The following is a 20,353-nucleotide window of genomic DNA, read 5'->3' as shown; positions in this document are numbered from 1 at the left end:
TGTTGTTTGAATGCCGCGACTCTACGCGCCACTCCACACCTGTGCATTAGCCAGTTTTCATCCCTGCGAGACGCTTTCAGAGGAACTTACGTCGCGCTGCAAGAATTGCATTTTTATGGAAAGCCGCACGCAAAAAAGCCCGGATGCAAACGCATACCGGGCTTTTCAAAACAGGCGATGGAGTATGGTTAACGCAGCGCCCACCACTCGCGCAGACAGGCTTTTCCTTCCGGGCAGCTTTTACAACTGCCGGAGAGGCAGCCGTCAGGTTCTTCCTGAATCCGCACGGCTTTGCCCATACTTTCCAGTTGTTGCAGCATGGCGTTAATCATTGGCTGTGGAGTGTTCAATGTCTTGCTTATCTGGGCCGCTTCCATACGGCCCCGTAACGCCAACAAATCACGCACCTGAATAAGTGAAGCCATTAATGGCAATCACCGGTGGTGCTGGCTGCGCAGCAACTACTTACCGACTTGCGGGTTGCCAGCAGTTCGATATCCACCCGGCTACGCGCGCGGCGCAGCAGACCGATAACCACGATGTTAAACAGGATAACCGCCAGAATGCACACCAGGCTGTAAGTTGGATGCTGGCTGTAGCTGGCGACTTGATAGAACAATGTTGCCAGCGAGTAAGCGATATTCAGCCCCCACAGGATGGAGAAGCCCATCCAGCCACGGCTTGATTCACGGGCGATGGCTCCCATCACCGAGATGCACGGTACATACAGCAGGACGAAAATCAGGTAGCTGTATGCGGCAGCTGCGCTACCGAATTTCTGATCCATCACACCCATCGCCCCGGTACCCATTTCGCCGTCGCCTTTGCTAGCTTCAATGGGGTTCATCAGTACGCTAAGGCTGAAGGTGTCTTTCAGGCTCTGCCAGGTTTCATCTACCGCGCTGAACAACTCTTCACCGAGGTTAAATTCCGCCGGATTGAACTCTTCGTCCTGAATATTTTCTGCGGTGTAGAGGGTGTTGAGCGTACCCACCACCACTTCTTTCGCCATTGCACCCGTAAACAGGCCAACTGTTGCCTGCCAGTTATCTTCATGCACGCCAATCGGCTTGAAGACCGGGGTGATCACCCGGCTGACGGAAGCCAGCGCCGAGTCGTTGATGTTATCGACGATTTTCCCGCTCAACGAGAAGCTGTTGAAAGCGCTCAGGAAAATGCTGACGATGATAATCACTTTACCAGCACGCAGAACGAAGCCTTTCAGACGCTGCCAGGTCTGGATAATCAGGCTTTTAACGTGTGGTACATGGTAGACCGGCAGCTCCATGACAAACGGCGTCGCTTCACCGCGCATGATGGTGTACTTGAGCATCAGGCCAGTCAGCACCGCCATCACGATACCGAGCATATACAGCGAGAAGACCGCCAGCGCACCGTTCTGCCCGAAGAAGGCAGCCGCGAATACTGCGAAGATAGCCAGACGCGCGCCGCAGGACATAAACGGTGCCATCATGATGGTCATCAGACGTTCACGCGGTGCATCAAGTGTACGTGCACCCATTACCGACGGTACGTTACAACCGAAACCGACGATCAGCGGCACAAAGGATTTCCCCGGCAAGCCCAGCGCCTGCATCAGGCGGTCCATCACAAACGCTGCACGCGCCATATAGCCGGAGTCCTCAAGGAAGGAGAGGAACAGGTACATCATGCCGATCTGCGGCACCAGTGGCAGCACGGTGTTAATACCGCCACCCAGGCCCTGGGCGAGGAAGATAGTCAGCCAGTCCGGGAAGTGGAGCGTGTAGCCAATCCATTGAATACCATGCACAAATAGCGCCACGGAGCCGACGTCAAACAGCGGCTGTAACGCCCCGCCGATGTTGATAGCCAGCAGGAACATCAGGTACATCACAAAGAGGAAAATCGGCAGACCGAGGAAACGGTTGAGCACGATTTTATCTACCGCAGTGGTGAAACGGCTGGGTTCTGCCGTCAGGGTGTTGCTTACCACATCACAGATGGCAGCAATGCACTGGTAACGCGCATCGGCAATGTGCAGCGCCGGATCGTCCATCTCATTACGCAGACGGGCGAGGGCGGCATCAAGATGCTGCGACGCTTCACCGGCGTAGGCGCGGCTGTAGATATCGCCTTCCAGCATTTGCAGGCCCAGCCAGCGACGTTGTTTCAGCGGGATGTCGGAAGGCATCACTTTTGCCAGTGAATCTGCTTCGTTGAGCAGCGGCTGTGCGTAATGCACCAGTTCCACATTCTCGTTAGCTTTATAGCGATCAATCGCCAGCTTGAGCGCTTCAATACCGCGACCACGGGTTGAAACCAGCGGGATCACTGGGCAGCCAAGACGCGCCGACAGAGCATCAATTTCAATACGAATATTTTGCTTCTCGGCAATGTCGAGCATGTTCAGTGCCACGATGCAGGGAATGCCGAGTTCCAGCAGTTGTAGCGTCAGGTACAGGTTACGCTCAAGGTTAGACGCATCCACCACGTTAATCAGCAGGTCGGCGTCGCCACTCAAAATGTAGTGACAGGCGATTTGCTCATCGAGCGAGGTCTGCGATGAGATGGTGGTCAGAGAATAGGTGCCGGGCAGGTCCACCAGCGTGACCTGATGATCGGTGGTGGAGAATTGCCCTTCTTTACGTTCGACGGTAACGCCAGCCCAGTTACCTACACGCTGACGTGCGCCAGTGAGCTGGTTAAATAAGGTTGTCTTGCCAGAATTTGGATTACCAATTAAGCCTATGGTTAATTTTTTCATTGTTGTTATCACCGTATTAACAGGAAACCGCTTCCACTTCTAATAAGGCCAGATCTTTTTTGCGTAATACCAGGCTCACACGACGGGTTTCGATATGAATGGGGTCGCCGAGTGGAGCGACGCGCACCACATTAAAAGAGGAGCCAGGTAACATGCCAAGAGAAAGCAGTTTTTGGCGATATGCCGGGCTGATTTCACGGGAAAAGCCAGTGATTTTCCACGCAGTATCTGGAGTGTATTGCATAGGTGCCTACTTGTTTCTCATTAACTGGATAACTACCTCATGGGGCGTTTGACAGCGACATGAGACCAGATGATTTGCCAACGAAGGAGAGATTAAATAATCAACAGTACAATGATAATGAGAATGGTTTCTATCAGCAATACTTAAAATGTGTGCGAATGTTGGTTTGAATAATAATCTGACTCAATGTTGATGTGGCTCAAGGTTATATCGCAGCGAAAATATAATTCGAATAGCGAATTACCAGGACTGGCTAATGTTTAATTAAGGTTTCAGTTGTTAATGAAGTGATAAATATTAACGAAATATATTGTGAGTTTGGCTGTGGAATAAATATGCCGGAGATACTCTCCGGCACTTTTATGTCAGGCAAGGCGTTCGTTGCCAGATGCGGCGTGAACGCCTTATCTGCCCTACGATTTCGTGCAAATTCGAACCGTAGGCCAGTCCGGGCGTTTAACGTTTTTTACCCATCGCTGCCGCCAGCGCGTCCATCATCGCGCTATTACCGGCAGGCTGCGCTTCACGACCGCGTGGTTTGGCTGCCGGGCGGTTGTTTTGCGGGCGATCGTTACCGCCGCCGCGACGAGAGTTGGTTTCGCCAGGCTGCTCGTCCAGACGCATAGTCAGGGCGATACGTTTACGCTGAAGATCCACTTCCAGCACTTTCACCTTCACAATGTCGCCCGCTTTCACCACGGTATGCGGATCTTCCACAAACTTGTTCGACAATGAAGAGATGTGAACCAGGCCGTCCTGATGCACGCCGATATCGACAAACGCGCCAAAGTTGGTGACGTTGGTGACAGCGCCTTCGAGGATCATACCCGGTTGCAGGTCGTTCATTGTCTCGACGCCATCGGCAAACTGAGCGGTTTTAAATTCCGGACGCGGATCGCGACCCGGTTTTTCCAGCTCTTTAATGATGTCAGTTACTGTCGGCACACCGAATTTTTCATCAGTAAAGTCAGACGCTTTCAGGTTACGCAGTTCGCTGCTGTTACCCATCAGATCTTTCAGTGCCTGCTGTGTTGCTGCCAGAATGCGTTCCACCACCGGATAGGCTTCCGGGTGAACGGTAGACGCGTCCAGCGGGTTATCACCGTGGTTAATGCGCAAGAAGCCCGCGCACTGCTCGAAGGCTTTCGGCCCCAGACGGCTCACTTTTAACAGTTGCTGACGGTTCTGGAACTGGCCGTTCTCATCGCGCCAGGCTACGATGTTTTGCGCCATCATGCGCGTCAGGCCCGCCACGCGGGTTAACAGCGGAACAGAAGCAGTGTTGAGATCGACGCCAACGGCGTTTACGCAGTCTTCTACTACTGCGTCCAGTTTGCGGGCCAGTTGCGTCTGGCTAACGTCATGCTGATACTGACCTACGCCGATAGATTTCGGATCGATTTTCACCAGCTCCGCCAGCGGATCCTGCAAACGGCGGGCGATAGAAACCGCGCCACGCAGCGAAACGTCGAGATCCGGGAACTCCTGCGCTGCCAGCTCGGAAGCCGAGTAAACCGACGCGCCAGCTTCGCTGACGATCACTTTCTGTGCGGTCACTTTCGGGAACTGCTTCTGCACGTCGAGATAGAAACGTTCGGTTTCGCGGGAAGCTGTACCGTTGCCGATCGCCACCAGTTCAACGTTATGCTTTTCACACAGCGCAGCAACAGTCATCGCTGCTTTTGCGGCTTGTCCGGTGTGCGGGTAAATGGTATCGGTCGCTACCAGTTTGCCAGTGGCATCGACCACCGCCACTTTTACCCCAGTACGCAGACCCGGATCGAGGCCCATCGTTGCACGCAGTCCGGCAGGGGCCGCCATCAGCAGATCGTGCAGGTTACGGGCAAAGACGTTGATTGCTTCATCTTCCGCGCGTTCGCGCACGGTGCCCATCAGTTCGGTTTCCAGATGCATCAGCACCTTGATGCGCCAGGTCCAGCTCACCACGCCTTTGCGCCAGCTATCCGCCGGAGCATTGTTCAGGCGCAGGCCGAGATGATCCATGATGATTTGCTCGCAATAGCTCTCTTTTGGCGGCTCATCGAACTGCGGATCGGCATTCAGCGAAAGCTGGAGTACGCCTTCGTTACGCCCACGGAACATCGCCAGCGCGCGGTGAGAAGGCACCGTTGACAGCGGTTCGTGATGATCGAAATAGTCGCGGAATTTCGCCCCTTCCTCTTCTTTACCGCTCACCACCGTAGAAACCAAATGCGCGTTCTTCCACAGATAATCACGCACTTTCGCCAGCAGCGCGGCATCTTCGGCAAACCGTTCCATCAGGATATAGCGCGCGCCGTCCAGCGCGGCTTTGGTATCTGCCACGCCTTTATCTGCATCAATATATTGCGCAGCGGCGACTTCTGGCGTGTGTGACGGATCGCTCCACAGCAGGTCAGCCAACGGCTCAAGCCCTGCTTCAATGGCGATTTGCCCGCGGGTGCGGCGTTTAGGTTTGTAGGGCAGGTAGAGATCTTCGAGTTCGGTTTTGCTTAAGGTGGCGTTGATGGCCTTCGCCAGATCATCGGTGAGTTTGCCTTGCTCGGAAATGGACTTGAGGATCGCCTGACGTCTCTCTTCCAGCTCGCGCAGATAGCTCAGACGCGTTTCCAGATTACGCAGCTGCGTGTCATCCAGACCGCCGGTGATTTCCTTACGATAACGTGCAATAAAAGGCACGGTATTCCCTTCGTCAAGCAGGCGAACGGCAGCGTCAACCTGTTCCGGGCGCGCCTGAATTTCACCCGCAATAATGCGGCAGAACGAATCATTCATCATGGTTTGAGTTCATCTTTTCGGATCAAAAATCAGGGGATAGTTATACGGACTGGCTGGCAAAAATGCCAGCCATCGGCAGGAGGTTAAGACTCTTCCTTACGGTTTCACGTACTCGATAGCATTAACATACCAGCTCGCTTCCCCGGCAGGAGTATTCACCACAGCCAGATCGCCGACTTCTTTTTTCAGCAATGCGCGGGCCATCGGGGAATCGATAGAGATGTAATCTTTACGGCCAAAAATTTCATCGTAGCCGACAATACGGAAACGGTGAGTCACGCCATCGTCGTTTTCAATCTCCACCCACGCGCCAAAAAAGACTTTGCCTTCCTGCTGAGGGGAGTAATCGACGATTTTGAGATTTTCCATGCATTTAGTGAGATAGCGCACGCGACGGTCGATTTCACGCAGACGCTTTTTATTATACTGATAGTCAGCATTTTCGCTGCGGTCGCCCAGACTTGCGGCCCAGGTCACCTTTTTTGTGACCTCCGGGCGTTCTTCACGCCAGAGATAATTAAGCTCTTGTTTGAGTTTTTCATACCCTTCCCGGGTAACCAGGGGCGTTTTCATCTCGTTGATTCCCTTTGTCTGTTTGATAATGCGCACATTGGGTATAACGTGATCATATCAACAGAATCAATAATGTTTCGCCGAATAAATTGTATACTTAAGCTGCTGTTTAATATGCTTTGTAACAATTTAGGCTGAAATTCATACCAGATTTAGCTGGTGACGAACGTGAGCTTTTTTAAGAATACACGCTTACAAATTGTTGCGAACCTTTGGGAGTACAAACAATGCAAGAGAACTACAAGATTCTGGTGGTCGATGACGACATGCGCCTGCGCGCGCTGCTGGAGCGTTATCTCACCGAACAAGGCTTCCAGGTTCGAAGCGTCGCTAATGCAGAACAGATGGATCGCCTGCTGACTCGTGAATCTTTCCATCTTATGGTACTGGATTTGATGTTACCTGGTGAAGATGGCTTGTCGATTTGCCGACGTCTTCGTAGTCAGAGCAACCCGATGCCGATCATTATGGTGACGGCGAAAGGGGAAGAAGTGGACCGTATCGTTGGCCTGGAGATTGGCGCTGACGATTACATTCCAAAACCGTTTAACCCGCGTGAACTGCTGGCCCGTATCCGTGCGGTGCTGCGTCGTCAGGCGAACGAGCTACCAGGCGCACCGTCACAGGAAGAGGCGGTAATTGCTTTCGGTAAGTTCAAACTTAACCTCGGTACGCGCGAAATGTTCCGCGAAGACGAGCCGATGCCGCTCACCAGCGGTGAGTTTGCGGTACTGAAGGCACTGGTCAGCCATCCGCGTGAGCCGCTCTCCCGCGATAAGCTGATGAACCTTGCCCGTGGTCGTGAATATTCCGCAATGGAACGCTCCATCGACGTGCAGATTTCGCGTCTGCGCCGCATGGTGGAAGAAGATCCAGCGCATCCGCGTTACATTCAGACCGTTTGGGGCCTGGGCTACGTCTTTGTACCGGACGGCTCTAAAGCATGAGGCGATTGCGCTTCTCGCCACGAAGTTCATTTGCCCGTACGTTATTGCTCATCGTCACCTTGCTGTTCGCCAGCCTGGTGACGACTTATCTGGTGGTGCTGAACTTCGCGATTTTGCCGAGCCTCCAGCAGTTTAATAAAGTCCTCGCGTACGAAGTGCGTATGTTGATGACCGACAAACTGCAACTGGAGGACGGCACGCAGTTGGTTGTGCCTCCCGCTTTCCGTCGGGAGATCTACCGTGAGCTGGGGATCTCTCTCTACTCCAACGAGGCTGCCGAAGAGGCAGGTCTGCGTTGGGCGCAACACTATGAATTCTTAAGCCATCAGATGGCGCAGCAACTGGGCGGCCCGACGGAAGTGCGCGTTGAGGTCAACAAAAGTTCGCCTGTCGTCTGGCTGAAAACCTGGCTGTCGCCCAATATCTGGGTACGCGTGCCGCTGACCGAAATTCATCAGGGCGACTTTTCTCCGTTATTCCGCTATACGCTGGCGATAATGCTGTTGGCGATAGGCGGGGCGTGGCTGTTTATTCGTATTCAGAACCGCCCGCTGGTCGATCTCGAACATGCTGCTTTGCAGGTCGGTAAAGGGATTATTCCGCCGCCGCTGCGTGAGTATGGCGCGTCCGAGGTGCGTTCCGTTACCCGCGCCTTTAACCATATGGCGGCTGGTGTTAAGCAACTGGCGGATGACCGCACGCTGCTGATGGCGGGGGTAAGTCACGACTTGCGTACACCGCTGACGCGTATTCGCCTGGCGACCGAGATGATGAGCGAGCAGGATGGCTACCTGGCAGAATCGATCAATAAAGATATCGAGGAGTGCAATGCCATCATTGAGCAGTTTATCGACTACCTGCGCACCGGACAGGAGATGCCGATGGAAATGGCGGATCTCAACGCAGTACTCGGTGAGGTTATTGCTGCCGAAAGTGGCTATGAGCGGGAAATTGAAACCGCGCTTTACCCCGGCAGCATTGAAGTGAAAATGCACCCGCTGTCGATCAAACGCGCGGTGGCGAATATGGTGGTCAACGCCGCCCGTTACGGCAATGGCTGGATCAAAGTCAGCAGCGGGACGGAGCCGAATCGCGCCTGGTTCCAGGTGGAAGATGACGGTCCGGGAATTGCGCCGGAACAACGTAAGCACCTTTTCCAGCCGTTTGTTCGCGGCGACAGTGCACGCACCATTAGCGGCACGGGATTAGGGCTGGCGATTGTGCAGCGTATCGTGGATAACCATAACGGGATGCTGGAGCTTGGCACCAGCGAGCGGGGCGGGCTTTCCATTCGCGCCTGGCTGCCTGTGCCGGTAACGCGGGCGCAGGGCACGACAAAAGAAGGGTAAATAAAACGGGAGGCGAAGGTGCCTCCCGTTTTGCTTTCTATAAGATACTGGATAGATATTCTCCAGCTTCAAATCATTACAGTTTCGGACCAGCCGCTACCAGCGCGGCACCCGCTGGGGTGTCAGTGTATTTATCGAAGTTGTCGATAAACAGTTTCGCCAGGGTTTCGGCTTTTTCCTGCCACTGTTCCGGGGAAGCGTAGGTGTTACGCGGATCGAGAATCTTCGTGTCTACGCCCGGCAGTTCGGTTGGGATCGCCAGGTTAAACATCGGCAGAGTGAAAGTTTCTGCGTTATCCAGCGAACCGTTGAGGATGGCGTCGATAATAGCGCGGGTATCTTTAATCGAGATACGTTTGCCAGTGCCGTTCCAGCCAGTGTTAACCAGATAAGCCTGCGCGCCCGCCGCCTGCATACGTTTCACCAGCACTTCTGCGTACTGAGTCGGGTGCAGCGACAGGAATGCCGCGCCGAAGCAAGCGGAGAAGGTTGGCGTCGGTTCGGTGATGCCACGCTCAGTACCGGCCAGTTTGGCGGTGAAGCCAGAGAGGAAGTGGTACTGGGTTTGATCGGCAGTCAGACGAGAAACCGGCGGCAGCACACCAAAGGCGTCTGCGGTCAGGAAGATAACTTTCGTTGCGTGGCCCGCTTTGGAAACCGGCTTAACGATGTTATCGATGTGATAGATCGGATAAGAAACGCGGGTGTTCTCGGTTTTTGAACCATCATCAAAGTCGATAGTGCCATCTTCACGCACGGTGACGTTTTCCAGCAGCGCATCGCGACGGATAGCGTTGTAGATTTCAGGTTCCGCTTCTTTCGACAGCTTGATGGTTTTCGCGTAGCAGCCGCCTTCGAAGTTAAACACACCGTCATCGTCCCAGCCGTGTTCGTCATCGCCAATCAGGCGACGTTTCGGGTCGGTGGAAAGGGTGGTTTTACCAGTGCCGGAAAGGCCGAAGAACACCGCAACATCGCCTTTCTCGCCAACGTTGGCGGAGCAGTGCATAGAAGCGATACCTTTCAGCGGCAGCAGGTAGTTCATCATCGAGAACATCCCTTTCTTCATTTCGCCGCCATACCAGGTGCCGCCAATCAGCTGCATGCGCTCGGTCAGGTTAAAAGCCACGAAGTTTTCGGAATTCAGACCCTGTTCTTTCCACTGCGGGTTAGTGCACTTCGCGCCGTTCATAACGATAAAGTCTGGTTTGAAACCTGCCAGCTCTTCATCGCTCGGGCGAATAAACATGTTTTTGACAAAATGCGCCTGCCAGGCCACTTCGGTGATGAAACGGACGGAAAGACGAGTATCCGGGTTCGCACCACAGAAGGCGTCGACAACGAACAGACGTTTGCCGGAAAGCTGTTTGGTCACCAGGCCTTTCAGATGCTGCCAGGTTTCCGGAGAGAGAGGTTTGTTATCGTTCTTACCTTTGCCTTTGTCTGCCCACCAGAAAGTATCGCGAGTGGTATCGTCACGGACGATATACTTATCTTTTGGTGAACGACCGGTGAAGATCCCGGTATCGACGGCAACGGCACCCAGATTAGTTAACACCCCGCGCTCATAACCTGTCAGGCTCGGATCGAGCTCTTCCTGATACAGCAGGTCGTAGCTTGGGTTGTAAACGATATCATGTACGTCACTGATACCATAAGCCTCGAGTTCTTGCGGGGTCAAACCATTGTTAACGCGCATTTCACTGCTCCTTAGCCAATATGTATTGCCTGAATAGTAAAGTCTTTTTGGGGGTGTTAACCGCGACAAGGCTCATAGATTTACGTATCTGGAGAAATTCATATTTGACAAAAAACTCCGTGATTCCTGTCACGAAACGGTTGCTATTATCGCAGAAATAGCATTTTAGGTGTGGAAAATGTTCTCAAAAGGTTAAATCTTGGTTTATATGGCGGGAATATTGTGAGTGGAATCGCATTCCTGAATGAAATTGATGCAAATTCAACCGGTAAAGTATCGATTCACCACGCTAACTTTTTTTGATTATTTTCTGAAAAAAGCAAAATACTACTTCCCGGATGCGATAATTAACCCACCTTTTGATTCTGGATAACCAACATGGATAACGTTGAACTTTCACCCGCAACACGCTGGGGGATGATTGCTACCGGATTACTTCAGGGGCTGGTTTGCTACCTGCTGATCGCCTGGTTTGCCGGAAAAAATCACAGTTGGATTGTTTATGGCGTGCCTGCGACCGTCGCGTTTTCATCCGTTTTACTCTTCTCCGTGATCTCTTTTAAACAGAAGCGCCTTTGGGGATGGCTGGCGCTGGTGTTTATTGCCACGCTGGGGATGAGCGGTTGGCTGAAGTGGCAAACTGATGGCATGAACCCCTGGAGAGCTGAAAAGGCGCTTTGGGATTTTGGCTGCTATCTGCTGCTGATGGCAATATTGTTGCTACCGTGGATACAACAAAGCCTTCGTATCCGCAATGACAGTAGCCGCTATCGCTATTTTTACCAGTCAGTATGGCATAACGTACTTATATTACAGGTTATTTTTCTCGCCAATGGCCTGACGTGGCTGGTGCTTTTACTGTGGGGTGAGTTGTTTAAACTTGTTGGCATCACGTTTTTCAATACGCTCTTTTTTGCAACCGACTGGTTTATGTATCTTACATTAGGTCTGGTTACCGCGCTGGCGGTGATCCTCGCGCGAACACAGTCACGTTTAATCGACTCTATTCAAAAGTTGTTCACGTTAATCGCCACGGGGTTGCTGCCGTTAGTATCATTGCTAACCCTGATGTTTATCATCACCCTGCCGTTTACAGGCCTGAGTGCGATTTCTCGCCACATCTCCGCCGCTGGGTTGCTGTTAACGCTGGCCTTTTTGCAATTGATCTTAATGGCTATTGTCCGCGATCCGCAAAAAGCGTCTCTTCCCTGGACGGGGCCGTTGCGTTGCCTGATTAAAACCGCTTTGCTGGTTGCTCCGCTGTATGTGTTCGTCGCCGCCTGGGCGTTATGGCTGCGGGTCACTCAGTACGGCTGGACTGTCGACCGCTTGCAGGGCGCGCTGGCGGTGCTGGTGTTACTGGTATGGTCGCTGGGGTATTTTGTCAGTATCGTCTGGCGGAAAGGGCAAAATCCCCTTGTTCTTCAGGGCAAAGTGAACCTTGCGGTTTCGTTATTCGTGTTGGTAATACTGGTGCTTCTTAATTCGCCGGTGCTGGACAGTATGCGCATTAGCGTGAACAGTCATATGGCGCGTTATCAGAGTGGCAAAAACACGCCAGACCAGGTAACTATCTACATGCTCGAACACAACGGTCGCTATGGACGTGCGGCGCTTGAGTCGCTGAAAAGCGATGCCGAGTATATGAAAGACCCGAAACGCGCGCGGGATCTGCTGATGGCGTTAGATGGAGAGCAACAACTTCATGAACAGGTATCGGAAAAAGTATTAGCCGATAATGTGTTAATTGCCCCTGGTTCTGGTAAACCGGATGCGACATTCTGGTCGGCTTTAATCCAGGATCGCTATAACGTGATGACCTGCATTGAAAAAGACGCCTGCGTACTGGTCGAGCAAGATCTGAATAGTGATGGCAGGGCAGAGCGGATCCTCTTTGCCTTTGATGATGAAAGATACATTGTCTATGGCTTTGATCCTGACAAGAAAGAATGGCAAGAGCTTACGATGAGTTTACTTCCGCGTGATATAACGAAAGAAAAATTACTCACAGCTGCGAAGGATGGAAAACTGGGAACGAAGCCTAAAGCGTGGCGCGATCTTGTAGTGGATGGTGAAAGGCTGGATGTGAATCTGAATGAGTGACAAAGCGCATCAGGTGTATTAGTCGTAAAATCCGGCAGAGCCCTCTCAGCCGGACATACTCATTAATGAACTTGCGGATCTGCCGGAGACGCGTTGTTGCGGATTTCAGCAATATCCATCGCATTGAACAGATAGTGGTTACCGCAGTAATCACAATGCATGTCAATTTCGCCATCTTCCGCCAGGATGCTATCAACTTCTTCATCAGGCAGCGTTTTCAGCGCATCGGCGCAACGTTCACGCGAGCAGGTGCATTTGAACTCCACATCCTGCGGATCGTAAACCGTCACCTCTTCTTCGTGATACAAACGCCACAACACTTCGTTTGCCGGTAAGGTCAGCAGTTCTTCGGTTTTGATGGTTTCGGTTAGCGTCGCCAGGTGGTCGAAGTCGTCCTGCTGGGCATTTTGCGCAGGCATTACCTGCAACAACATACCGCCCGCAGCCGGTTTGCCGTCTACGTCGCCGGTGCGAATAAACAGGCGCGTCGGCAGCTGTTCAGAACGCATAAAGTAATCTTCCAGGCAGGCCGCCAGGGTATCTCCTTCCAGACCCACCACGCCCTGATAGCGCTCACCTTCGCTCGGGGTAATGGTGATCACCACGTAACCATTGCCGACCAGCGTTTTCAGGTCGGCATTTTCTGGAATTTCGCCCTGCACGCGCGCCACACCGCGCATCTGCTGGTTGTTGTTACCGTTAATAACCGCCAGATTCATCGGACCGTCGCCTTGCAGCTGTACGGTGATATCACCATCAAACTTCAGCGTAGCGGTTAACAGGCTGGTCGCAACCAGCAGTTCTGCCAGCACGTTTTTAACGGGCTGCGGATAATCGTGGTTCTCAAGGATCTGTTGCAGGGTTTCCGAAACGGTTACCAGTTCGCCGCGAACGGCAAAATTTTCAAACAGATAGCGATGTAATTGGTCATGTTGCGGCATAATCATCTCTCTTGCAGGTAACAGTTATTCACTGTCGCCGTGTTTAAATCGTAACAGGTCGCGGCGCTCTTTTTTGTCCGGGCGTCGGTCCGGGTGCGGCATGGTTAAGGCATTAAGTTTACGTGCCAGCGCCATTTTTTCGCGTTTCTCTACACTTTCCGCAGTCTCTTCATACAGCAAGGCTGCCTCGCTGGCGGGGCGACGCTGTTCAGTAATCGCCTTTACAATCACCGTGCGTTCGTCATTTCCCTGGCGCAGAGTGAGCGTGGCATTCAGCTCGACGATTTTGCTCGGCTTGCTGCGCTGCCCGTTGTAATGCACCTTACCGCCTTCAATCATTTCACGGGCCAGCGCGCGGGTTTTATAAAAACGGGCAGCCCATAGCCATTTATCCAGTCGAACCTCAACAGCAGGTTTTTCTTTCATGGCGTCTCCTTCACATTAGCGAGGGGATCAGGCGGCGGTAGTCATTCAGTGACGGATGGCGTTGATACTGTTTCTCGGCAATCCCTGAGTCAGGATTAGTCACGCCGAGGCAGTAACGAATACCAAATTGCGCGGCAGCATCGAGAATCGCTTCGCTGTCATCAATAAACAGCGTTCTTTCAGCTTTCAGACCCGTAGCTTCGGCCACCGCATGCCATAACCGCTGATCCTCTTTCGGATAACCAAATGTGTGGGTGGAAAGTAATAAATCAAGGTGTGCGTCCAGACCGGTATGCTCAAGTTTTACCGCCAGGTTGTGCGGATGCGCATTGGTGAGCAAAATTCGCTGCTTACCGCTGGCTTTCAGTGCCTCAAGAAACGGAATGGTATCTTCACGCAGTACGGCACGCGGTCCCATCTCGGTGGTCATCGCACAGATATCCAGACCCAGTTGCTCACTCCAGTAATCAAGACAGTACCAGTTTAGCGTATGCTGTACGTCGTGATATTGCTGGCGCATATATTCCATCGCTTCCTGTGGCGTAACCCCGTTTTTCGCGCCCCATGTTTCAGGCACCAGCTTTTGCCAGAAATAGTTATCGAAGGCGAGGTCGAGCAACGTGCCGTCCATATCCAGCAGAACGGTATCTACGTCCTGCCAGGCAATGTTGATATGCATGAGGGAAATCTCCAGAGTGAAGCAATTTGCGCGACAGGGTAGCATAACCTGCCGCGCAAACGTGTTATTCGATAAGGCTTTCTGAAGGGGTGATCAGTTGCGGGTTCAGGCAGCTTTCATAATAGGCCTGAATCTTCATCATGCGAGTGCGATGACGCTGGTAACGCCGCCAGGCCTGTACGCCATTATAAATGGCGCTACCCAGCATCGTCAGTAGCAGCAGTGTGGTGCTGAGATAGCGCCACAGGCCGGAACGATCCGGGATCGGATGAAGGCCTATATGCTGCGTACCATTGGCGTCAGTGAAGATTTTTGTGACGATACCCTCGGCGTTAAACGGCGTATGCATCAGCATTTGTGCCAGTTTCTGGAAAGCGTTCCACTGTTCTTGCGGCGGGTAGTCGTAAAGTGATGCCGAAGGCCAGGGCTGATCAACAAAATCGCTGCCTTCGTCGCTGACAATCAGGAATCCACCGGGGGCCGGACTGTTTAGTGATTGTGCCGCTCGCGCCGTTTCATGCGTGATAAACGGCGCGGTGGAGGTTGCCACCAGGTTATCCAGCGATTCCGCACTCACCGGGCGTAATAACACATTCACGCCATCGAGCTTCCCAGCGTTGGCGCGTTTTACCAGCGCGTCCCAGTCTTTACTGTTGCCGAGATTGACCAGCGCATTTTTCAGTCGCACACAGTCATCTTTGGCAGAACATAAATCCGCTGTCTTCAGTACAATGTCGCCAAAATCATCAAGCAATACCATGCCGGATTTTTGAATCGCTGAACGTAATGAGGCACTGACGCGAGATTCATCTTCCGGTTTAGGGTGCAGCTGGCGATTAACTGCTTCAGTCAATGCCGTCGCTTTGTTGACCAGCTCAGATTCTGGTAATGGTAATGAGCGGGCGTCATTCCAGATGATCTGCGAGCAGTCAAACGGTAAAAAAGGTGAATTGGTTTTCGCGCTCCAGGTTCCGGAAGTGCGAATATTACACATTCCCGTACCGCTAATACGCAATGTATCGCCTACCCGCACGCCAGCGTCAGCCAGTTGTTTTACGCTGGTGGCTTCAATGGTCTGCGCGCCTTTCATCCATGAGAGAGTGAATTTCAGCGGCATATCCAGCGGGATCCAGAATAACAGCATAAACAGCACCAGCAGCGAGCCCGCAGCGATAATCGTACTGCGCAGCCAGTGCTGTAACGGAAAGTTTTTTACTTCATCATGCAGCGAAAGATATCGTCCCTGACGCACTACGTGGCGGTCGAGATAGATATCAATATCGGTTTGTTGACCGAGATCCTGAGCAATGTATGGCTGCCAGTGTGCGGGATAGACCAGGTCGATAATACCGAGTGAAATATTGTTGATCTGTTCCTGATCGTTTTCGCCAAACAATCCCCAACGACGGGGTGTACCGCGCAGACAATGAATTTCCCGCAGGGAGGATTTTGCCGGGGGGGCGAATAGCCCCCACAGACCAGCGCCCAGCAGCAGTAACGCGCCGCCTGCCAGCCACGGAACAAATACATCCGGGGTGATCAGGCAGAAAAAGAACATCAGGAAGGAGGCGACAATCAGCAACGCTTCGCGCAGCCCGCGCGGACGACTCAGCGCATACTCTTCGTGCGTTTCTTTGCGAATATTGAGTAGCTCGATTTGCTCACTCTCTTCCCCGCGAATCGACGCCTGCGTGGACGGAACAGGTTGCAAGGCATAGCCGCGCGTTTCCTGCATGTACTCCTGCAGCGTATGACCGTTGAGTGAAATAACCAGTGGCAGCGAATCGGTATGAATCAATTCAACGGTATTCTCATCATTGATGTACTGCTCCCAGAAAGGGGGCAGGTGCACTTCTACCGAATCGAGGTAGTAACGCCATTTATTCGGATCGTCGGTAGAGATGCCGTAACGCGTGATAGCGTGTGTCAGCATCATGACGTTGTTGCTTTCGGCATTCAGCGCCAGAGAGATCGGTGCCGCGCTGGCTCCCGTTGGGCCAGGCACCTGTAATACCTGCGTCAGGCTCTCAAGATAATTTTCAACGGCGCTACGTTCTTCAGGTGTGAGTTTACGCGTTTGCGCATCCGCGAAGGCGTTGGTCCAGGGCAGCTGACGCCGTCTGGATCGCACTTTTATCAGCCATCCCGCAAGTAGTGAGCAGGCCAGCAAAGCAGCTAAAAAAATCACAATGGTGCTCATGCTTTCCCCATCTTACTTAGTCTGTCAGGCGTGGTCAGTCGCACCGGACACAATACATGATTCTGCGGTTGGCTATCGGCAAGCGTGGAGTTTAACTTGAGCATCATTAAGCACATCACAGTAACCGCTGATCATAGCAAACCCTCTGAAGGCGGAATATCAGCAAATTCCTGGAGTTATTTCAACCTATTGACTTTTAATTTGATTTGAGGACGATTATTTATTAAGTTACATAAATGTAAATAACATGCAATTCACATTGCCGAAAGCGTGTCCGATATCGCACAATAACCGCTGATTTCACAGCATAGATCCCACGATGAGCAAATCATTACAAAAACCCACCATTCTGAATGTTGAAACTGTAGCCCGTTCCCGACTGTTTACCGTCGAGAGCGTGGATCTGGAGTTCAGCAATGGCGTGCGGCGTGTTTATGAACGAATGCGTCCAACCAACCGGGAAGCAGTGATGATTGTGCCGATTGTGGACGATCACCTGATCCTGATCCGCGAATATGCAGTGGGAACTGAATCCTACGAATTAGGTTTTTCGAAAGGATTAATTGATCCGGGTGAAAGCGTCTTCGAAGCCGCTAACCGCGAGCTAAAAGAAGAGGTTGGATTTGGTGCGAACGATCTGACTTTTTTGAAGAAGCTCAGCATGGCACCGTCTTACTTTTCCAGCAAAATGAATATCGTGGTAGCGCAAGATCTCTACCCGGAATCGCTGGAAGGCGATGAGCCAGAGCCGCTACCACAGGTGCGCTGGCCGCTGGCGCATATGATGGATTTGCTGGAAGACCCTGACTTCAACGAAGCGCGTAATGTCAGCGCGCTGTTCCTCGTGCGCGAATGGTTGAAAGGGCAGGGGCGAGTGTAAATGCGTGAAGTTTGCCTGATGCACAACGCTTATCAGGCTTATGGGGTTCCTGCAATATATTGAGTTTTCACGATTTTGTTAGCCGGATAACGCGTTCACCCGTATCCGGCATAAACAAGTGCACTTTGTCAGCAAACTGAAAAGGCGCCGAAGCGCCTTTTTAATCAGAACAATTCCTGTGCCTCGCCATTATCGATAATGGTCGTTCCCACCTCGTGCACCGCTTGTTGTGTCGGCTGCGTACCTTCGATGAAATACTCTTCGCGGCTGTTGCCACCATTAGCTAACTGCCCGGTGCTGCGATCGATATTCACCGTCACAATACCCGGCGGCGGCGTCAGCGGCTGCTCCGGCACACCTTCAAGAACGGCTTTCATATAAGCGTCCCATGCAGGCTGGGCACTCTTGGCACCGCCTTCGTAACCTGAGATCTGATCTTTAATCGCTCCGGAAGCCGTTGTATGACCGAGATTACGACGGTGATCATCAAAGCCAATCCAGACCGAGGTCACAACGCCCGGACCGTAACCCGAGAACCACGCATCTTTCGAACTGTTAGTGGTACCGGTTTTCCCGCCGATATCGCGACGCTGCAAATCACGACCTGCACGCCAGCCGGTACCCTGCCAGCCTGGCTCACCAAAGATATTGGTGTTCAAAGCACTCTTAATCAGGAATGCCAGCGGAGTGTTGATGACGTGCGGTGCGTACTCCTGCGCGCCAGTCTTTGCAACTAACGCCTGATTTGCCTGCTCCAGCTGCGGCATTGGTACAGAAACATTCTGCTGCTCGCGGGAGATAGCGACATCTTCAACATCGTTATTTTCCAGCACGTTCGATTTCTGCGTATCACCGTAAATCACCGGAATATCACATTCCGGGCAAGCTACTTTCGGTTTCGCTTCGAAAATCACGCCGCCCTGATCGTTTTCAATTTTGCTGATAAACCACGGGTCCACCAGGAAGCCGCCGTTCGCCATGACCGCGTAGCCACGCGCCACCTGCATTGGGGTGAAGGACGCTGAACCCAGCGCCAGCGATTCGGTGTGGACAATGTTTTGCGCCGGGAAGCCGAAGCGTTGCAGATATTCTGCAGCGTAGTCGACGCCCATCGCCCGCATTGCGCGTACCATCACCACGTTTTTCGACTGACCCAGCCCCTGACGTAAGCGAATTGGACCGGCATACTGCGGTGGTGAGTTCTTCGGCTGCCAGTCAGAACCGGCACCTGCATCCCAGCGAGAAATTGGCACATCGTTCAACATACTTGCCAGCGTCAGACCTTTATCCATCGCCGCGGTGTAGAGGAACGGTTTGATGTTGGAACCTACCTGACGCAGTGCCTGGGTGGCGCGGTTAAACTTGCTCTGATTGAAATCAAAGCCACCGACCAACGCCATAACGGCACCGTTTTGCGGATTGATCGACACCAGTGCCGAGTTCACTTCCGGCACTTGTGCCAGCCACCATGCATCGCCAACCTGACGAACCCAGATTTGCTGACCCGTTTGCAGAACATCAGTCACTTTACGCGGCGTCGGTCCCTGCTGAGTATCCGAACGGTAAGGACGCGCCCAGCGAACGCCTTCCATACTCAATGCGACGGTCGACCCGTCCGCCAGCATTGCCGTCGCTTCCTGAGGATTGGCGCTGGTGACTGCGGCAGGCAGCAGCGGACCATAGGTCGGCAGCGCCTTCAGCGTATCGGTAATCTTGTTGTTATCCCACGCCGACTCGCCCACTTTCCACAGCACATTTGCCGGGCCGCGATAGCCGTGGCGCATGTCGTAGTCCAGCACGTTATTACGTACCGCCTGCTGCGCGGCCTGCTGCACTTTGCGGGTGATGGTGGTGTAAATGCGATAACCGTCTTCATAGGCACTTTCGCCATAACGGTTATACATCTCCTGGCGCACCATTTCGCTCAGGTACGGCGCAGAGAAAGCAATCTCCGGCGCGTGATAGTTAGCGTTAATCGCCTCAGTGCGTGTCTGATCGAACTGTTGTTGGGTGATATACCCTTCATCCAGCATCCGCGACAGTACGACGTTACGCCGCGCGACGGCACGATCCATTGAGTAGAGCGGATTAAAGGTGGAAGGCGCTTTCGGCAGCCCGGCGATCACAGCCATTTCGTTCAGCGTCAGTTGGTCGACCGTTTTACCGAAATAGACTTGTGCCGCAGCACCGACACCATAGGCGCGGTAACCGAGGTAAATCTTGTTCAGATAAAGCTCGAGGATCTCGTCTTTCGTCAGCAACTGTTCAATGCGAATCGCGAGGAAGACTTCCTTAATCTTACGCATCAGCGTGCGTTCTGGACTGAGGAAGAAATTTCTCGCCAGCTGCTGGGTAATGGTACTCGCCCCTTGTGACGCGTGGCCGGAGAACAGCGCCACACTTGCCGCACGGAAGATCCCCACTGGGTCAACGCCGTGATGCTCGTAGAAGCGGCTGTCTTCCGTCGCGATAAAGGCTTTCACCATCTCCGGTGGGATTTGATCCAACGTAACCGGAATACGACGTTTCTCACCGTATTGAGCAATCAGCTCGCCATCGGCGCTGTAAATCTGCATCGGAATTTGCAGGCGAACATCTTTTAATGTCGCCACATCCGGCAGTTGTGGCTCGATGTAGCGGTATAGGCCATAAATCGAGCCTGCTCCCAGCAGAATGCAACAGACTGCAAGGATCAAAAAATACTTTACGAACTTCACTGGAAATTTCCCATTTAGTTTCATTTGGGCAGTTTATAAACAAACGCGCGGTAGTATAAAGGCAAGCCAGA

At 52.7% G+C, this 20,353-nt stretch carries 15 protein-coding genes; 4 read left to right on the top strand and 11 right to left on the bottom strand.

Annotated features, from left to right (window positions below):
* Positions 1–188 precede the first annotated feature (188 nt).
* The 5 genes from feoC to greB all read right to left on the bottom strand — a co-directional run bounded on the left by feoC (position 189) and on the right by greB (position 6,341).
* The gene (gene feoC / locus HUZ68_RS21235; protein ID WP_001308098.1) at positions 189–425 is read right to left on the bottom strand and encodes a [Fe-S]-dependent transcriptional repressor FeoC; all 237 of its coding nucleotides are present in this window, start codon (positions 423–425) and stop codon (positions 189–191) included.
* On the bottom strand, positions 425–2,746 hold the full coding sequence (gene feoB, locus HUZ68_RS21230) for a Fe(2+) transporter permease subunit FeoB (protein WP_000737014.1): 2,322 nt from the start codon (positions 2,744–2,746) through the stop codon (positions 425–427). The genes feoC and feoB overlap by 1 nt, the downstream gene beginning before the upstream one ends.
* 16 nt (positions 2,747–2,762) lie before the next feature.
* The gene (feoA, locus tag HUZ68_RS21225) at positions 2,763–2,990 is read right to left on the bottom strand and encodes a ferrous iron transporter A (RefSeq protein ID WP_001200455.1); all 228 of its coding nucleotides are present in this window, start codon (positions 2,988–2,990) and stop codon (positions 2,763–2,765) included.
* Positions 2,991–3,446: 456 nt separating this feature from the next.
* Positions 3,447–5,768, bottom strand: a complete 2,322-nt coding sequence (locus HUZ68_RS21220; RefSeq protein WP_028132024.1) for a Tex family protein — start codon at positions 5,766–5,768, stop codon at positions 3,447–3,449.
* 96 nt (positions 5,769–5,864) lie between these two features.
* The gene (gene greB / locus HUZ68_RS21215) at positions 5,865–6,341 is read right to left on the bottom strand and encodes a transcription elongation factor GreB (protein WP_000856744.1); all 477 of its coding nucleotides are present in this window, start codon (positions 6,339–6,341) and stop codon (positions 5,865–5,867) included.
* A 227-nt stretch (positions 6,342–6,568) separates the two neighbouring features.
* Here greB and ompR point away from each other — a divergent pair, with 227 nt between their 5' ends.
* Complete coding sequence (gene ompR / locus HUZ68_RS21210) at positions 6,569–7,288, top strand: osmolarity response regulator transcription factor OmpR (protein WP_001157751.1); 720 nt, start codon at positions 6,569–6,571, stop codon at positions 7,286–7,288.
* The gene (gene envZ, locus HUZ68_RS21205) at positions 7,285–8,637 is read left to right on the top strand and encodes a two-component system sensor histidine kinase EnvZ (protein ID WP_001253696.1); all 1,353 of its coding nucleotides are present in this window, start codon (positions 7,285–7,287) and stop codon (positions 8,635–8,637) included. Before ompR ends, envZ begins: the two co-directional genes overlap by 4 nt.
* A 76-nt stretch (positions 8,638–8,713) precedes the next feature.
* Here the strand turns inward: envZ and pckA are convergent, their stop codons facing one another.
* Complete coding sequence (gene pckA / locus HUZ68_RS21200) at positions 8,714–10,336, bottom strand: phosphoenolpyruvate carboxykinase (ATP) (protein WP_001298201.1); 1,623 nt, start codon at positions 10,334–10,336, stop codon at positions 8,714–8,716.
* A gap of 378 nt (positions 10,337–10,714) precedes the next feature.
* On the opposite strand from pckA, the gene HUZ68_RS21195 reads away from it, so the two are divergent.
* The gene (locus tag HUZ68_RS21195) at positions 10,715–12,439 is read left to right on the top strand and encodes a DUF4153 domain-containing protein (RefSeq protein ID WP_095716634.1); all 1,725 of its coding nucleotides are present in this window, start codon (positions 10,715–10,717) and stop codon (positions 12,437–12,439) included.
* Between the two features lie 62 nt (positions 12,440–12,501).
* Here HUZ68_RS21195 and hslO read toward each other — a convergent pair whose 3' ends face one another.
* From hslO to igaA, 4 genes are all read right to left on the bottom strand, one after another.
* Positions 12,502–13,380: an Hsp33 family molecular chaperone HslO gene (gene hslO / locus HUZ68_RS21190; RefSeq protein ID WP_001135574.1), complete on the bottom strand. Its 879-nt coding sequence runs from the start codon at positions 13,378–13,380 to the stop codon at positions 12,502–12,504.
* 24 nt (positions 13,381–13,404) lie between these two features.
* Positions 13,405–13,806 (bottom strand): ribosome-associated heat shock protein Hsp15, encoded by a 402-nt coding sequence (gene hslR, locus HUZ68_RS21185; RefSeq protein ID WP_000660483.1) that lies wholly within the window; start codon positions 13,804–13,806, stop codon positions 13,405–13,407.
* Between the two features lie 10 nt (positions 13,807–13,816).
* Positions 13,817–14,485: a GMP/IMP nucleotidase gene (yrfG, locus tag HUZ68_RS21180; RefSeq protein ID WP_001295168.1), complete on the bottom strand. Its 669-nt coding sequence runs from the start codon at positions 14,483–14,485 to the stop codon at positions 13,817–13,819.
* Between the two features lie 64 nt (positions 14,486–14,549).
* Positions 14,550–16,685, bottom strand: coding sequence for an intracellular growth attenuator protein IgaA (gene igaA / locus HUZ68_RS21175; RefSeq protein ID WP_000104522.1), 2,136 nt, complete (start codon positions 16,683–16,685; stop codon positions 14,550–14,552).
* Positions 16,686–17,004: 319 nt separating this feature from the next.
* Here igaA and nudE point away from each other — a divergent pair, with 319 nt between their 5' ends.
* Positions 17,005–17,565: an ADP compounds hydrolase NudE gene (gene nudE, locus HUZ68_RS21170; RefSeq protein WP_000045739.1), complete on the top strand. Its 561-nt coding sequence runs from the start codon at positions 17,005–17,007 to the stop codon at positions 17,563–17,565.
* A gap of 164 nt (positions 17,566–17,729) precedes the next feature.
* Here the strand turns inward: nudE and mrcA are convergent, their stop codons facing one another.
* Entirely contained in the window at positions 17,730–20,282 is a 2,553-nt protein-coding gene (gene mrcA, locus HUZ68_RS21165; protein ID WP_001301905.1) for a peptidoglycan glycosyltransferase/peptidoglycan DD-transpeptidase MrcA, read from the bottom strand.
* Between the last annotated feature and the right edge of the window lie 71 nt (positions 20,283–20,353).

The sequence above is a fragment of the Shigella dysenteriae genome (genome assembly GCF_022354085.1).
Lineage (GTDB): Bacteria > Pseudomonadota > Gammaproteobacteria > Enterobacterales > Enterobacteriaceae > Escherichia > Escherichia coli.
This window is presented reverse-complemented; position numbering and strand designations above follow the sequence as displayed.

Excerpts from the sequence above, each read along its gene's own strand:
- yrfG (WP_001295168.1), bottom strand. The coding sequence starts at position 14,485 with ATGCATATCAACATTGCCTGGCAGGACGTAGATACCGTTCTGCTGGAT.
- greB (WP_000856744.1), bottom strand. The coding sequence starts at position 6,341 with ATGAAAACGCCCCTGGTTACCCGGGAAGGGTATGAAAAACTCAAACAA.
- HUZ68_RS21220 (WP_028132024.1), bottom strand. The coding sequence starts at position 5,768 with ATGATGAATGATTCGTTCTGCCGCATTATTGCGGGTGAAATTCAGGCG.
- HUZ68_RS21195 (WP_095716634.1), top strand. The coding sequence starts at position 10,715 with ATGGATAACGTTGAACTTTCACCCGCAACACGCTGGGGGATGATTGCT.
- igaA (WP_000104522.1), bottom strand. The coding sequence starts at position 16,685 with ATGAGCACCATTGTGATTTTTTTAGCTGCTTTGCTGGCCTGCTCACTA.
- feoB (WP_000737014.1), bottom strand. The coding sequence starts at position 2,746 with ATGAAAAAATTAACCATAGGCTTAATTGGTAATCCAAATTCTGGCAAG.
- ompR (WP_001157751.1), top strand. The coding sequence starts at position 6,569 with ATGCAAGAGAACTACAAGATTCTGGTGGTCGATGACGACATGCGCCTG.
- feoA (WP_001200455.1), bottom strand. The coding sequence starts at position 2,990 with ATGCAATACACTCCAGATACTGCGTGGAAAATCACTGGCTTTTCCCGT.
- hslO (WP_001135574.1), bottom strand. The coding sequence starts at position 13,380 with ATGCCGCAACATGACCAATTACATCGCTATCTGTTTGAAAATTTTGCC.
- hslR (WP_000660483.1), bottom strand. The coding sequence starts at position 13,806 with ATGAAAGAAAAACCTGCTGTTGAGGTTCGACTGGATAAATGGCTATGG.
- feoC (WP_001308098.1), bottom strand. The coding sequence starts at position 425 with ATGGCTTCACTTATTCAGGTGCGTGATTTGTTGGCGTTACGGGGCCGT.
- pckA (WP_001298201.1), bottom strand. The coding sequence starts at position 10,336 with ATGCGCGTTAACAATGGTTTGACCCCGCAAGAACTCGAGGCTTATGGT.
- envZ (WP_001253696.1), top strand. The coding sequence starts at position 7,285 with ATGAGGCGATTGCGCTTCTCGCCACGAAGTTCATTTGCCCGTACGTTA.
- nudE (WP_000045739.1), top strand. The coding sequence starts at position 17,005 with ATGAGCAAATCATTACAAAAACCCACCATTCTGAATGTTGAAACTGTA.